Annotated in this window: 12 protein-coding genes; 10 read left to right on the forward strand and 2 right to left on the reverse strand. The window is 61.4% G+C overall.

Annotated elements, in window-relative coordinates; all coding sequences use genetic code 11:
• Positions 1 to 87 precede the first annotated feature (87 nt).
• Positions 88 to 2,355, reverse strand: coding sequence for a primary-amine oxidase (gene tynA, locus ACT3IC_RS19455; protein ID WP_156654617.1), 2,268 nt, complete (start codon positions 2,353 to 2,355; stop codon positions 88 to 90).
• 176 nt (positions 2,356 to 2,531) lie between these two features.
• Positions 2,532 to 4,577 (reverse strand): phenylacetic acid degradation bifunctional protein PaaZ, encoded by a 2,046-nt coding sequence (gene paaZ / locus ACT3IC_RS19460; RefSeq protein WP_473478698.1) that lies wholly within the window; start codon positions 4,575 to 4,577, stop codon positions 2,532 to 2,534.
• 282 nt (positions 4,578 to 4,859) lie between these two features.
• Here paaZ and paaA point away from each other — a divergent pair, with 282 nt between their 5' ends.
• From paaA to pcaF, 10 genes are read left to right on the forward strand one after another with little or no spacing between them, the layout of a single operon-like run.
• The gene (gene paaA / locus ACT3IC_RS19465; RefSeq protein ID WP_103179813.1) at positions 4,860 to 5,789 is read left to right on the forward strand and encodes a 1,2-phenylacetyl-CoA epoxidase subunit PaaA; all 930 of its coding nucleotides are present in this window, start codon (positions 4,860 to 4,862) and stop codon (positions 5,787 to 5,789) included.
• 11 nt (positions 5,790 to 5,800) lie between these two features.
• The gene (gene paaB / locus ACT3IC_RS19470; RefSeq protein ID WP_103179812.1) at positions 5,801 to 6,088 is read left to right on the forward strand and encodes a 1,2-phenylacetyl-CoA epoxidase subunit PaaB; all 288 of its coding nucleotides are present in this window, start codon (positions 5,801 to 5,803) and stop codon (positions 6,086 to 6,088) included.
• Positions 6,089 to 6,096: 8 nt separating this feature from the next.
• Positions 6,097 to 6,843: a 1,2-phenylacetyl-CoA epoxidase subunit PaaC gene (gene paaC, locus ACT3IC_RS19475; RefSeq protein WP_159339405.1), complete on the forward strand. Its 747-nt coding sequence runs from the start codon at positions 6,097 to 6,099 to the stop codon at positions 6,841 to 6,843.
• Positions 6,844 to 6,857: 14 nt separating this feature from the next.
• A complete protein-coding gene (gene paaD, locus ACT3IC_RS19480; protein WP_473478703.1) occupies positions 6,858 to 7,355 on the forward strand; it encodes a 1,2-phenylacetyl-CoA epoxidase subunit PaaD in 498 nt (165 codons plus the stop codon).
• A 7-nt stretch (positions 7,356 to 7,362) separates the two neighbouring features.
• Positions 7,363 to 8,433 (forward strand): 1,2-phenylacetyl-CoA epoxidase subunit PaaE, encoded by a 1,071-nt coding sequence (gene paaE / locus ACT3IC_RS19485; protein ID WP_473478706.1) that lies wholly within the window; start codon positions 7,363 to 7,365, stop codon positions 8,431 to 8,433.
• The gene (gene paaF, locus ACT3IC_RS19490) at positions 8,430 to 9,197 is read left to right on the forward strand and encodes a 2,3-dehydroadipyl-CoA hydratase PaaF (protein WP_473478709.1); all 768 of its coding nucleotides are present in this window, start codon (positions 8,430 to 8,432) and stop codon (positions 9,195 to 9,197) included. Before paaE ends, paaF begins: the two co-directional genes overlap by 4 nt.
• Before the next feature lie 2 nt (positions 9,198 to 9,199).
• On the forward strand, positions 9,200 to 9,985 hold the full coding sequence (paaG, locus tag ACT3IC_RS19495) for a 2-(1,2-epoxy-1,2-dihydrophenyl)acetyl-CoA isomerase PaaG (RefSeq protein ID WP_473478712.1): 786 nt from the start codon (positions 9,200 to 9,202) through the stop codon (positions 9,983 to 9,985).
• A 1-nt stretch (position 9,986) separates the two neighbouring features.
• Positions 9,987 to 11,411 carry a 3-hydroxyacyl-CoA dehydrogenase gene (locus ACT3IC_RS19500; protein ID WP_263950739.1) on the forward strand — a complete coding sequence of 475 codons (1,425 nt, stop codon included), beginning with the start codon at positions 9,987 to 9,989 and terminating at the stop codon, positions 11,409 to 11,411.
• Positions 11,401 to 11,823, forward strand: coding sequence for a hydroxyphenylacetyl-CoA thioesterase PaaI (gene paaI / locus ACT3IC_RS19505; RefSeq protein ID WP_103179805.1), 423 nt, complete (start codon positions 11,401 to 11,403; stop codon positions 11,821 to 11,823). Before ACT3IC_RS19500 ends, paaI begins: the two co-directional genes overlap by 11 nt.
• Positions 11,823 to 13,028 (forward strand): 3-oxoadipyl-CoA thiolase, encoded by a 1,206-nt coding sequence (gene pcaF / locus ACT3IC_RS19510; protein ID WP_103179804.1) that lies wholly within the window; start codon positions 11,823 to 11,825, stop codon positions 13,026 to 13,028. The genes paaI and pcaF overlap by 1 nt, the downstream gene beginning before the upstream one ends.
• The last annotated feature ends 38 nt before the right edge of the window (positions 13,029 to 13,066 follow it).

The following is a 13,066-nucleotide window of genomic DNA, read 5'->3' on the forward strand; positions in this document are numbered from 1 at the left end:
GGTCCCGTAGGTCGGGTAAGGCGCAGCCGCCACCCGACATCAAACCGCACCGACAAGAAAAAGCCGGGCAATATGCCCGGCTGTTTATCACTGCCCCTCTTTCTTCTTGCCGAGCGACGGCGTCTCGTCAAAGAAGTTCCACGGTTTGAGCAGGGCATGCACCCACTCGGTTGGCATGATCGGCCACTCTTCGGCGCGGGCCACGTGGGTGGTACCGGTGGTGATCCACACCACGTTATCCTGGTTATTCAGCGACTCGTTATCCTTACTGAACTGGCCCAGCCCCTGGTCATGGGAGGAGCGGTTCGGGAATTTGCCCTCCGGGTACATCTCGTTCGGATGGTAGCGGGTCACCCACAGCTGTTTATCCATAAAGCTCAGGCGGTGATAGATCCACTCATCCGGGGCGAATTTCGCGCCGGTTGCCACCGGGTGCGTACCGCCCGCATAGGGGATGATCTGGTAAGAGACCGGGTTGCCCATGCGGTTCTCTTTGCTGGTGTTGCTCAGTAGACGAATGGTGCCCGGGTCAAATTTCTGTGCCGCCTGCTGCTCGCTGTCGATGTTGTACTGGTTAACCTGCATGGTGCTGGTGCGCGGGCCGCCAGCGGTGTTCGGCTTCACCTCCGGATCCATCGCCACCAGGCTGTTGCTGGTGCCATCCACATCCAGATCCAGACGGAAGTTGTAGATGTGCTGGTGGGTGGTGCCGACAATGTTGTGATCAATCAGGGTGCCGTACTTCGTATCCTCTTTGGCGCTCGGGTCATGCATGGTTTTCGCCATCACCCCTTTTACCGCTTCGATACCGGTTGCCCCAGCATCGATGCCGATGGTGCCGTTTTCGTGGAAGATCCAGTCGAAGATGTAGTCATAGTTGCCCACGGTGCTGATCCAGCGCACCACCAGCTCGCGGCGTTCGGTGCTGACGTTCGGCTGATTCATCTCCTGGTGCTTATACTCCGGCCCGGCGTAGCGTTCAAAAATCGCCATCGCCCGCGGGATTTCCATCGGCGCACCGGTGTAATCCGGGATGGTCTGATTCAGCAGCACGGCGTTGGAGGGCACATCTTTACCGCGCACCAGCGGCGAGGTGAGGGTGCCCATGCCGTAGTCGCCGGAGTCCAGATAGGCTTTGAAGTACCAGCCCACGTCCGGGTCGCCGTAAGGGACAATCATCCCGCCCAGCGATCCCTCGTACATCACCTGGCGTTTTTTGCCGTTGTCGTTAAAGGTGACGGTGGAGATGATCGGCCCGACGCGGGAGTCGAGGCTCAGGTGGAAATCCCAGTTCTGCCAGTGGATCATATTGCCGGTAATGGTGTAGTTCTTGCCTTCCGGCTCCACAATCTCCAGCGGTTTGTGCACCACCGGTTCGCGGTCGCGGCCATCATAGGGGCGGGACTGCATCGGCACCGGTACGACAGCGCCTTCTTCAATTTTGACGATCTTCTTCTCGATCAGATCGACCACCGCCACCAGGTTCTCAATCGGGTGCGCCCAGTAGTTGCCGTCGCCGGTATCCAGGTAGCTCACCACCTTCAGCAGGCGATCTTCCTGCTTCAGACCATCCTTACCGTCAAAGTAGCCGACGGTCAGCGGGGTGGTCATCACCTTTGCCGGGTCGTTGATGCCGCGTTTTTTCAGCGCCTCGGCATACTCCGGGCTGCCGGTGACGATCTTCTGCACCGCCATAAAGTCATCCAGCAGCACCATGCCGTGGGCGTCTTTGATCGGCTCCCAGTGCAGGATTTTCTTCTCCTGCAGATCCACTAGCGCTTCAACGATAAATTTGCCGTCCAGCAGGGTGATATTGGCCTGACGCGGCGCATCTACCGCCGTGCCGTTCAGCACGAAATCCCACACTTTGGCTTTGTCCGGCTCGGCCAGCGCGATCTGCGTGAAGCGGGTATTCGGTTTAAAGTCCGGCGAGGCTTTCACAATCCCGACGGCCTCTTTGATCTCATCCGCGGAGAGGGCGTTCAGCGGGTGCGGGGTCTTCTCGACCTGGAAGGTCTGGTCAAGGCCGGACTGGAACACATCGTTAACAAAGGTATCGGCGATCCAGGCCTTATTGTCTTTCATGACCACCGGCGCCTGCAGGGTGAGCGGTTTACCGTTGACCATAGCGGTTGTGGCACCCGGCTTCACTTTGATAAAGGCCCCATCTTTGCTGATGGTGAACATCTGGGCATAGTCGTCCCATTTCACATCAGCGCCAAATTCGGTCAGGGTTTTATCCATTTCGACCATATGTGCTGCACCACCGTGCGCCAGCACCTGGCCGGAAAAGAGACAGGCAACGGCCAACGCCAGCACCGTTTTACGTGGAGAAAAAATGGAGGAGCTTCCCATGATTAACCTCTGTTGTATGTGTTGTTATCCACTCGGGACCGCTGTTCTGCGCGCGGTTTATTCATTGCCAACATAGCAATAACGCGTTAAGTACCGTTTGCCTGCATTTGCCAGATGTTTTGTCAGATGTGCCAGAAGCCGGGTAACGTGCGCGACGTTACCCGGATGGAGGGGGATCAGGCGTCAAAATCTCCGCGCTGACGGGAGACGAGGGTCAGGATCGAGTAGAGCGCCACCGGCTGCTGGTGCTGGTTGAAAATCTCAACCGCCCATTCCACCACGCCGGTCGGTTTCTCTTCCGCCGTGCGCTGTTTCTTCAGCGTCTTGCGCTTACAGGTCAGACGCACCTGGATGGTGTCGCCCGGCTTCACCGGCTCAATAAAGCGCAGGTTCTCCATACCGTAGTTGGCAATCACCGGCCCGACGCCCGCATCGACGAACAGACCCGCCGCAGCGGAGATCAGGAAGTAGCCGTGCACCACGCGTTCGCCGAAAATCGACTCCGCCGCGCCGATCTTGTCCATATGGGCGTAGAAATGATCCCCGCTCAGGCAGGCAAAGTTAACGATGTCGGTTTCGGTCAGGGTACGGCGCGGGGTCAGGAGGCTGTCGCCCGGCTGTAACTCCTCGAAGTATTTGCGGAACGGATGAACGCGATCCTCCTGCACCTGCGCGCCGCGTACCCACTGCTGGCTGATGGCGGCCAGCATGCTCGGGCTGCCCTGGATGGCGGTGCGTTGCAGGTAGTGTTTTACCGCCCGCAGGCCGCCCAGCTCCTCACCACCCCCGGCGCGGCCCGGGCCGCCGTGCACCAGCTGCGGCAGCGGGGAGCCGTGGCCGGTGGACTCTTTGGCCGACTCTTCGTTGAGGATCTGGATACGGCCGTGGGCGCGGGCGGCGCCGGCGATAAACTGACGCGCAAGGCGCAGATCGGCGGTGACCAGCGTCCCGGCGAGACTGCCTTCCCCGGCGCGGGCAAGGGCCATGGCGTGCTCGCGATCCTGATACGGCATCAGAGTGGCGACCGGGCCAAAGGCTTCGGTGGCATGGACGGCAGGGGTTTCATCCGGCTGCGGGCAGAACAGCAGCGTCGGCGGGAAGAAGGCCCCGGCAGCGTTCAGGTCGGCTTTCCCGCCCAGACGAATCTGGCAGCCCGCCGTGACTAAAGTATCCACTTTCTCCTGCACGTCAGCGCACTGCTCGGCGTTGACCAGTGAGCCCATTTTGATCCCTTCCTGAGCCGGGTCGCCTACAGCCACTTTTTCCAGCCGGGCGATCAGCGCCTGGCTGACAGCCTCCACCTGCGCCTGCGGAACGATGATGCGGCGGATCGCGGTACATTTCTGCCCGGCTTTCGCGGTCATCTCCCGCACCACTTCGCGAATGAAAAGGGCAAACTCCGGCTGCTCCGGGGTGACGTCATCCCCCAGCACGCAGCAGTTCAGGGAGTCCGCTTCCATGGTGAAGGGAATCGATTTTGCCACGATGTTCGGATGGACGCGCAGCTTCTGGCCAGTGTCGGCGGAGCCGGTAAAGGTCACCACGTCCTGGCTGTCGAGCTGGTCGAGCAGATCCCCCGCGCCGCCGCAGATCAGGCTGATGGCGCCCTCCGGCACCAGGCCGCTGTCGACGATCGCTTTCACCATCGCCTGGGTCACCTGGGCGGTGGCGGTGGCCGGTTTAATAATGGCAGGCATCCCCGCCAGCCAGGTCGGGGCCAGCTTTTCCAGCATTCCCCAGCAGGGGAAGTTGAACGCATTGATGTGGACGGCCACGCCGGACTTCGAGGTCAGCACGTGGCGCGCGGCAAATCCGCCCTCTTTTGAAAGCGGGATCAGCTCATCTTCCGGCCACAGGGTATCGTCCGGCAGTTCGCGGCTGCCCAGGCTGGCGAAGGTAAAGAGGGTGCCGATCCCGCCCTCGATATCCACCCAGCTGTCGGCGCGGGTCGCCCCGGTCTGTGCCGACAGCGCATAAAAGGTCTCTTTCTGGCTCAGCAGATGTTTCGCCACCGCTTTCAGCATGGCGGCACGTTCGATAAAGGTCATGGCATGAAGCGCTTCGCCGCCTTTCTCAATGGCGTAGCGACGTGCGGTGGCCATATCCAGCCCTTCGCTGGTAACGGACCAGAGGGATTCACCGCTGATGGCGTGTTGAATGGTGCGCTCACGGCCCCGGCCTGACTGCCAGGTACCGGACAAGAAGCTGGCTAACTGCTGCATCTTTCTCTCCAGATGGTTCGTGATTTCACTATAAATAGTTCGTTTGTGAATCATAAAAAGCAAGTGACTTGTTAATGTTTTATTAACATTGTGATCTCGCTTAATCTTCTTAATTCCCGGAGGCCGCGTCGTATCTGGGGTGTGGAAATCTCTTGCGAGCCTCATCACAAAACGAATAAACGATTCTTGGGTTATTCATTAACCTTTGTGTAACTTTTATAAAACAAAGTGATTCATCATTGAATGATATTTAGCAGTTAAACGAATCAAAAGGGTGATGACGTGACGGAAGAACAACGCTTTGAGCAGCGCATCGCGCAAGAGACGGCCATCGAGCCGCAGGACTGGATGCCTGACGCGTACCGTAAAACGCTGATCCGCCAGATTGGTCAGCATGCGCACTCCGAAATTGTCGGCATGCTGCCGGAAGGGAACTGGATCACCCGCGCCCCGACGCTGCGCCGTAAGGCCATCCTGCTGGCGAAAGTGCAGGACGAAGCCGGGCACGGGCTCTACCTCTATAGCGCGGCGGAAACGCTGGGCTGCGCCCGGGAAGATATCTACCAGAAGATGCTCGACGGCAAGATGAAATACTCCTCCATCTTCAACTACCCGACCCTGAGCTGGGCGGATATCGGCGTGATCGGCTGGCTGGTGGATGGCGCGGCCATCGTTAACCAGGTGGCGCTGTGCCGGACCTCCTACGGCCCCTATGCCCGGGCGATGGTGAAAATCTGTAAAGAAGAGAGCTTCCACCAGCGTCAGGGCTTTGAGGCCTGCATGGCCCTGGCCCAGGGTAGCGAAGCCCAGCGCCAGATGTTGCAGGACGCCATCAACCGCTTCTGGTGGCCAGCGCTGATGATGTTTGGCCCGAACGACGACAACTCACCGAACAGCGCCCGCAGCCTGGCCTGGAAGATCAAACGTTTTGGCAATGACGAGCTGCGTCAGCGCTTTGTCGACAACACCGTGCCGCAGGTGGAAATGCTCGGCATGACCGTGCCGGATGCGGATCTGCAGTTCGATGCCGAAAGCGGTCACTACCGTTTTGGCGAGATCGACTGGCAGGAGTTTGACGAGGTGATTAACGGGCGCGGCGTCTGCAATCACGAACGTCTGGCCGCCAAGCGTAAAGCCTGGGAAGAGGGAACGTGGGTGCGCGAAGCCGCACTGGCGCACGCCGAAAAACAACACGCCCGCAAGGTCGCATAAGGGGAATCAAGATGAGCAAAACATACTGGCCGTTGTACGAAGTCTTTGTCCGCAGCAAGCAGGGATTATCCCACCGTCACGTGGGCAGCCTGCATGCCGCCGATGACCGTATGGCGCTGGAAAACGCGCGCGACGCCTACACCCGCCGTAATGAAGGCTGTTCCATCTGGGTGGTGAAGGCGAGCGAAATCGTCGCCTCCCAGCCAGAAGAGCGCGGTGAGTTTTTCGACCCGGCGGAGAGCAAGGTCTACCGCCATCCGACCTTCTACACCATCCCTGATGGCATCGAGCACATGTGAGGCCACGGATGAAAACGTTAACGCAATATGCTCTGCGCCTGGGTGATAACGGGCTGGTGCTCTCCCAGCGTCTGGGAGCGTGGTGTGGTCACGCCCCGGAGCTGGAGATTGACCTCGCGCTGGCCAATATCGGCCTCGACCTGCTGGGCCAGGCGCGCAACTTCTTAACCTACGCCGCCGAGCTGGAAGGCGAGGGCGACGAAGACACGCTGGCCTTTCAGCGCGACGAGCGCCAGTTCAGCAACCTTCTGCTGGTGGAGCAGCCCAACGGCAACTTCGCCGACACCATCGCCCGTCAGTACTTTATCGACGCCTGGCACGTGGCGCTCTTTACCCGTCTGACCCAGAGCCGCGACGGTCAGCTTGCCGCCATCGCCGCGAAATCCATCAAAGAAGCCCGCTACCACCTGCGCTTCAGCCGCGGCTGGCTGGAACGCCTGGGCAACGGCACGGAGATCTCTGCGCAAAAAATGCAGCAGGCGGTCAATGACCTGTGGCGTTTCACCGCCGAGCTGTTCGAGGCGGACGAGATTGACCTGACGTTGGCTGCCGAAGGTATCGCCGTCGATCCGCGCAGCCTGCGCGACGCGTGGGAAGCGGAAGTCTTTGCCGGGCTGAACGAGGCGACGCTGAGCGTGCCGGGCGAGTCCGCCTACCGCACCGGTGGCCGTAAAGGGCTACACACCGAACATCTGGGGCCGATGCTGGCAGAGATGCAATATCTGCAGCGCGTCTATCCCGGCCAGCAGTGGTAATCCAGGAGAGCGCCATGCAACACGCCGTCCAACTCACCCCCGCCGCCGTCCCGCAGATCTGGTCTCTGTTAAGCCAGATCCCGGACCCGGAGATCCCGGTACTGACCATCACCGACTTAGGGATGGTGCGCAGCGTGACGCCGCAGGATGAGGGCTGGGCCATCGGTTTTACGCCGACCTATTCCGGCTGTCCGGCCACCGATCATCTGATGGGGGCGATCCGCGACACCCTGACCGCCCACGGCTATGGCCCGGTGCAGATTGCGATCCAGCTCGACCCGGCGTGGACCACCGACTGGATGACCCCTGACGCCCGTGAGCGCCTGCGCCAGTACGGTATCAGCCCTCCGGCTGGTCATAGCTGCCACGCGCATCTTCCCGCCGAGGTGACCTGTCCGCGCTGCGCCAGCACCCGCACCACGCTGATCAGTGAATTTGGTTCCACGGCCTGCAAAGCGCTCTGGCGCTGCGACAGCTGCCGTGAACCCTTCGATTATTTCAAATGTATCTGAGGTCGCCATGACAACGTTTCATTCCTTAACGGTGGCAAAAGTGGAACCCGAAACCCGCGATGCGGTGACCATTACTTTCGCGGTTCCCCAGCCTTTGCAGGAGGCCTATCGCTTCCGTCCGGGCCAGCATCTGACCCTGAAAGCCCATCTCGCGGGCGAAGAGCTGCGCCGCTGCTACTCCATCTGCCGCAGCGTTCAGCCGGGCGAAATCAGCGTGGCGGTAAAAGCCATCGACGGCGGGCGCTTCTCGCGCTATGCCCGGGATGAGATCAAGCAGGGGATGGCGCTGGAGGTGATGGTGCCGCAGGGTCATTTTGGCTATCAGCCGCTGGCCGAACGGGAAGGCTGCTATCTGGCGATTGCCGCCGGTTCCGGCATCACCCCGATGCTGGCGATCATCTCCAGCACTCTGAAAACCGAACCGAACAGCCAGTTCACCCTGATTTACGGTAACCGCAGCAGCCAGAGCATGATGTTCCGCCAGGCGCTGGCGGACCTGAAGGACAGCTACCCGACCCGCCTGCAGGTGGTCAACATCTTCAGCCAGGAGACGCTGGACAGCGAGCTACTGCACGGGCGCATCGACGGCGAAAAACTGCAGGCGCTGGCGAAGCACTTAATTGACTTCAGCCAGTTTGATGAAGCCTTTATCTGCGGCCCGGCGGCGATGATGGACCAGGCCGAACAGACGCTTAAGGCGCTGGGGATGCCGGAGAAATCGCTGCATCTTGAGCGCTTCAACACGCCGGGCACAACCATTAAACGCACCCATTCGGTACAGACCGGGGGGCAAAAGGTGACGGTGCGCCAGGACGGGCGCGACCGCGAGATCACCCTCACCGCCGAAGACGAAAGCATTCTGGATGCCGCGCTGCGCCAGGGGGCGGACCTGCCTTACGCCTGTAAAGGCGGGGTCTGCGCCACCTGCAAATGCAAAGTGGTGCGCGGCAAGGTGGATATGGTGACCAACTACAGTCTGGAGCCGGATGAACTGGCGGCAGGCTACGTGCTGAGCTGCCAGGCCCTGCCGCTGACCGGCGACGTGGTGGTGGACTTTGATGCGAAGGGGATGGCATGAGCGACCTGATTGTCACCCGTCACGGTCGGGTATTGCTCCTGACCCTTAACCGCCCGGCGGCCCGTAACGCCCTGAACAATGGCCTGCTGAGCGAGCTGGCAACCGCCCTGGAAGCTGCCGCCGTAGACAGCGAGATTTCGGTGTGCGTGATTACCGGCAACGAACGCTTCTTTGCCGCCGGAGCCGATCTGAACGAGATGGCGGAAAAAGATCTGGCCGCCACCCTCAACGACATTCGCCCGCAGCTGTGGGCGCGCATCAACGCCTTCAGTAAGCCGCTGATTGCCGCCGTCAATGGCTACGCCCTGGGCGCAGGGTGCGAGCTGGCGCTGCTCTGCGATGTGGCGATTGCCGGGGAAAACGCCCGCTTCGGCCTGCCGGAAATCACCTTAGGCATTATGCCCGGCGCGGGCGGCACGCAACGGCTGATCCGCAGCGTCGGCAAATCCCTTGCCAGCAAAATGGTGCTGACCGGGGAAAGTATCACCGCCCGTCAGGCGCTGGCGGCCGGGGTGGTAAGCGATGTACATCCCGACGCCCTGACCCTCGAATATGCTCTCAAGCAGGCGGCACTGATGGCGCGTCACTCCCCGCTGGCGTTGCAGGCGGCGAAGCAGGCGTTACGCCAGTCTCAGGAGGTGGCCCTCACCGCCGGGCTGGCCCAGGAGCGTCAGCTCTTCACCCTGCTGGCGGCCACCGAGGATCGCCGGGAAGGGATCGACGCCTTCCTGCAAAAACGCACCCCTGAATTTAAAGGACGCTAACCATGGATTTTATTCTGAGTCACGTTGAGCAGGGGGTCATGACCCTAACCCTGAACCGCCCGGAGCGGCTCAACAGCTTCAATGAGGAGATGCATCAGCAGCTGGCGGCGTGCCTGACCCAGGCCGAGCGCGACGAGAGCGTGCGTTGTCTGCTGATTACCGGCGCCGGACGCGGTTTTTGTGCCGGGCAGGATCTTAACGACCGTAACGTTGACCCGAACAGCCCCGCGCCGGATCTCGGCATGTCGGTGGAGAAATTTTACAACCCGCTGGTACGCCGTCTGGCAAAACTGCCCAAGCCGGTGATCTGCGCGGTGAACGGCGTGGCCGCCGGAGCGGGGGCGACCCTGGCGCTGGGCTGCGACATCGTTATCGCCGCCCGTTCGGTGAACTTTGTGATGGCCTTCAGCAAGCTCGGTCTGGTGCCGGATTCCGGCGGTACCTGGCTGCTGCCGCGTCTGACCGGGCGCGCCCAGGCGATGGGCCTGGCCCTGCTGGGGGAGAAGATCAGCGCTGAGCAGGCACACGCCTGGGGGATGATCTGGCAGGTCGTGGATGATGCCGAACTGACCGACACCGCCCGTCAGCTGGCCGTGCATCTCGCCACCCAGCCGACCTTTGGCCTGGGGCTGATCAAGCGGGCGATCAATGCCGCCGAAACCAATACCCTGGACGCGCAGCTGGATCTGGAGCGCGACTATCAGCGCCTGGCCGGGCGCAGCGCCGACTACCGGGAAGGGGTCAGCGCCTTCCTCAACAAACGCGCGCCGCAGTTTACGGGGAAATAAGATGACGACAATTCATACCGTGGCGGTGATTGGCAGCGGCATCATGGGAGCCGGGATCGCCGAAGTGGCGGCGAGCAACGGCCACCCGGTGCTGGTCTATGACATCAACGCTGAGGCCATCTCCCGCGCCATTGACGCCATTCGCAGCCGTCTCGAATCCCGCGTGGCGCGCGGCAAGCTCGCCCCGCATGACGCCGAACAGACGCTCCAGCGTCTGGTGCCCGTTACCGACATCCACGCGCTGGCGAAGGCTGACCTGGTGATTGAAGCCGCCTCTGAGCAAATGGCCGTTAAAAAGGCGCTCTTTGCCCAACTGGCGGAGATCTGCCCGGCTAACACGCTGTTGACCAGCAATACCTCGTCCATCTCCATTACCGCCATTGCCGCCGACCTGCGCCATCCTGAGCGCGTAGCGGGGCTGCACTTCTTTAACCCGGCCCCGGTGATGAAGCTGGTGGAAGTGGTAAGCGGCCTGGCGACCTCCGGGGAAGTGGTCGAACAGCTGAGCGAGCTGGCGACGCGCTGGGGCAAACAGCCGGTGCGCTGCCAGTCCACGCCGGGCTTTATCGTTAACCGCGTGGCGCGTCCGTACTATGCCGAAGCCTGGCGGGCGCTGGAAGAGCAGGTTGCCGCCCCGGAAGTCATCGACGCGGCGCTGCGCGAAGGCGCAGGCTTCCCGATGGGGCCGCTGGAGCTGACCGACATGATCGGCCAGGACGTCAACTTTGCCGTGACCTGCTCAGTATTTAACGCCTTCTGGCAGGAACGCCGTTTCCTGCCGTCACTGGTGCAGCAGGAGCTGGTGCTGGGTGGGCGTCTCGGCAAGAAGAGTGGGCAGGGCGTTTACAACTGGCGTAACGAAAAGCCAGCGGTGAGCTGGCTGGCAGAGGTGAACGATAGTTACAGTGTCACGCATCAGCAGAAAAAAAGTGACGGTGTCACTGAAATTGACGGCGTACTGCTGATCGAAACCCGGGGTGAGACCGCCCAGGCGCTGGCGAACCGCTACGCACAGCCGGTGGTGGTGTTCGACAGACAGGAGAGCGATGTGGCGGTGATTGCCGCCGCGGCCAGCAACCCGCCAGCCGCGACACGGAAAGCGGTGCGCTACTTCCAACAGCAGGGCAAGCGCGTGCTGCAGGTGGCGGATTATCCCGGCCTGCTCATCTGGCGCACGGTAGCGATGATTGTCAACGAAGCCCTCGACGCCCTGCAAAAAGGGGTCGCCAGTGAAGAGGATATCGATACCGCCATGCGCCTCGGGGTGAACTACCCGCGCGGCCCGCTGGCCTGGGGAGAACAGCTTGGCTGGCAGCGTCTGCTGTGCCTGCTGGAAAACCTGCAACGCCATTACGGCGAAGAGCGTTACCGTCCTTCATCCCTGCTGCGCCAGCGCGCGCTTCTGGAGAGTAGCTATGAGTCATAACGCCTGGCGCAACGCCCGCGCCATGTATGAAAACGATGCCTGCGCCCAGGCTTATGGCATCGACATTATTGAGATGGATGAGGGCATGGCAGTACTGACCATGACCGTCACGCCGCAGATGCTCAACGGCCACAAGAGCTGTCACGGCGGACAGCTGTTTACCCTCGCCGATACCGCTTTCGCCTACGCCTGCAACAGCCAGGGGCTGGCGGCGGTGGCCTCGGGCTGCACCATTGATTTTGTCCGTCCGGCGTTTGCCCACGATAAGCTCACCGCCACGGCGCAGGTGCGCCATCAGGGGAAACAGACCGGCGTATACGACATTGAAATCGTTAATCAACAACAGAAAACGGTTGCCCTGTTCCGTGGGAAATCCCACCGCATCGGCGGCACTGTGACAGGAGAAGCATGATGCGTGACGCCTTTATCTGTGACGGGATCAGAACCCCAATCGGTCGCTATGCCGGTGCGCTGTCCGGTGTGCGCGCGGACGACCTGGGCGCCATCCCGCTGCGCGAACTGCTGGCGCGTAACCCGGGTCTGGATGCGGAGCGCATCGACGATGTAATCTTTGGCTGCGCGAACCAGGCGGGGGAAGACAACCGTAACGTGGCGCGAATGTCCCTGCTGTTAGCCGGGCTGCCGCAGACCGTCTCCGGCACTACCCTGAACCGCCTTTGCGGCTCCGGTCTGGATGCGCTGGGCTTTGCTGCCCGCGCGATTCGCGCCGGTGATGGCGACCTGATGATTGCCGGGGGTGTGGAGTCGATGTCCCGCGCGCCTTTCGTGATGGGCAAAGCGACCAGCGCCTTCCAGCGGCAGAATGAAATTTTCGATACCACTATCGGCTGGCGTTTTGTGAACCCGCTCATGGCGCAGCAATTTGGTTCTGACAGCATGCCGGAAACGGCAGAGAATGTAGCGGAATTGTTAAAGATTTCCCGTGAGGATCAGGACGCCTTCGCCCTGCGCAGCCAGCAGCGTACCGCTCAGGCCCAGGCTAACGGTATTCTGGCGCAGGAGATCGTGCCGGTCGTCATTAAAGGCAAAAAAGGGGCGGTCACCGAAGTGGTGCATGACGAGCATCTGCGCCCGGACACCACCCTCGAAATGCTGGCCGGGCTGAAAGCCCCTTTCCGGGCGGGCGGTGTGGTTACCGCCGGTAACGCTTCTGGCGTGAACGATGGCGCTGCGGCGCTGATTGTCGCCAGCGAGAAGATGGCGGCAGCCCAGGGCCTGATCCCGCGTACCCGCATCGTGGCGATGGCGACCGCTGGCGTTGAGCCGCGTCTGATGGGGCTGGGCCCGGTGCCTGCCACCCGTCGGGTGCTGGAGCGCGCCGGGCTGAGCATCAACGACATGGACGTTATCGAGCTGAACGAAGCCTTCGCCTCCCAGGCGCTGGGGGTGCTGCGTGAGCTGGGGCTGCCGGATGATGCGCCGCACGTTAACCCCAACGGCGGGGCAATTGCCTTAGGCCATCCGCTGGGTATGAGCGGGGCCCGCCTGGCGCTGGCCGCCAGCAACGAGCTGCATCGTCGTAAAGGGCGCTATGCGCTCTGTACGATGTGCATTGGTGTCGGTCAGGGCATTGCCATGATCCTTGAGCGTGTCTGAACAATTATAAAAAGCGAGTACCCTACGATGACTACGAC

This window comes from Leclercia sp. GHBNCSD (assembly GCF_055805075.1).

Bases quoted from the DNA above. Each gene is read 5' to 3' on its own strand.
- tynA (WP_156654617.1), bottom strand. From the start codon at position 2,355: ATGGGAAGCTCCTCCATTTTTTCTCCACGTAAAACGGTGCTGGCGTTG.
- paaZ (WP_473478698.1), bottom strand. From the start codon at position 4,577: ATGCAGCAGTTAGCCAGCTTCTTGTCCGGTACCTGGCAGTCAGGCCGG.
- paaB (WP_103179812.1), top strand. From the start codon at position 5,801: ATGAGCAAAACATACTGGCCGTTGTACGAAGTCTTTGTCCGCAGCAAG.
- paaC (WP_159339405.1), top strand. From the start codon at position 6,097: ATGAAAACGTTAACGCAATATGCTCTGCGCCTGGGTGATAACGGGCTG.
- paaD (WP_473478703.1), top strand. From the start codon at position 6,858: ATGCAACACGCCGTCCAACTCACCCCCGCCGCCGTCCCGCAGATCTGG.
- paaE (WP_473478706.1), top strand. From the start codon at position 7,363: ATGACAACGTTTCATTCCTTAACGGTGGCAAAAGTGGAACCCGAAACC.
- paaF (WP_473478709.1), top strand. From the start codon at position 8,430: ATGAGCGACCTGATTGTCACCCGTCACGGTCGGGTATTGCTCCTGACC.
- paaG (WP_473478712.1), top strand. From the start codon at position 9,200: ATGGATTTTATTCTGAGTCACGTTGAGCAGGGGGTCATGACCCTAACC.
- ACT3IC_RS19500 (WP_263950739.1), top strand. From the start codon at position 9,987: ATGACGACAATTCATACCGTGGCGGTGATTGGCAGCGGCATCATGGGA.
- paaI (WP_103179805.1), top strand. From the start codon at position 11,401: ATGAGTCATAACGCCTGGCGCAACGCCCGCGCCATGTATGAAAACGAT.
- pcaF (WP_103179804.1), top strand. From the start codon at position 11,823: ATGCGTGACGCCTTTATCTGTGACGGGATCAGAACCCCAATCGGTCGC.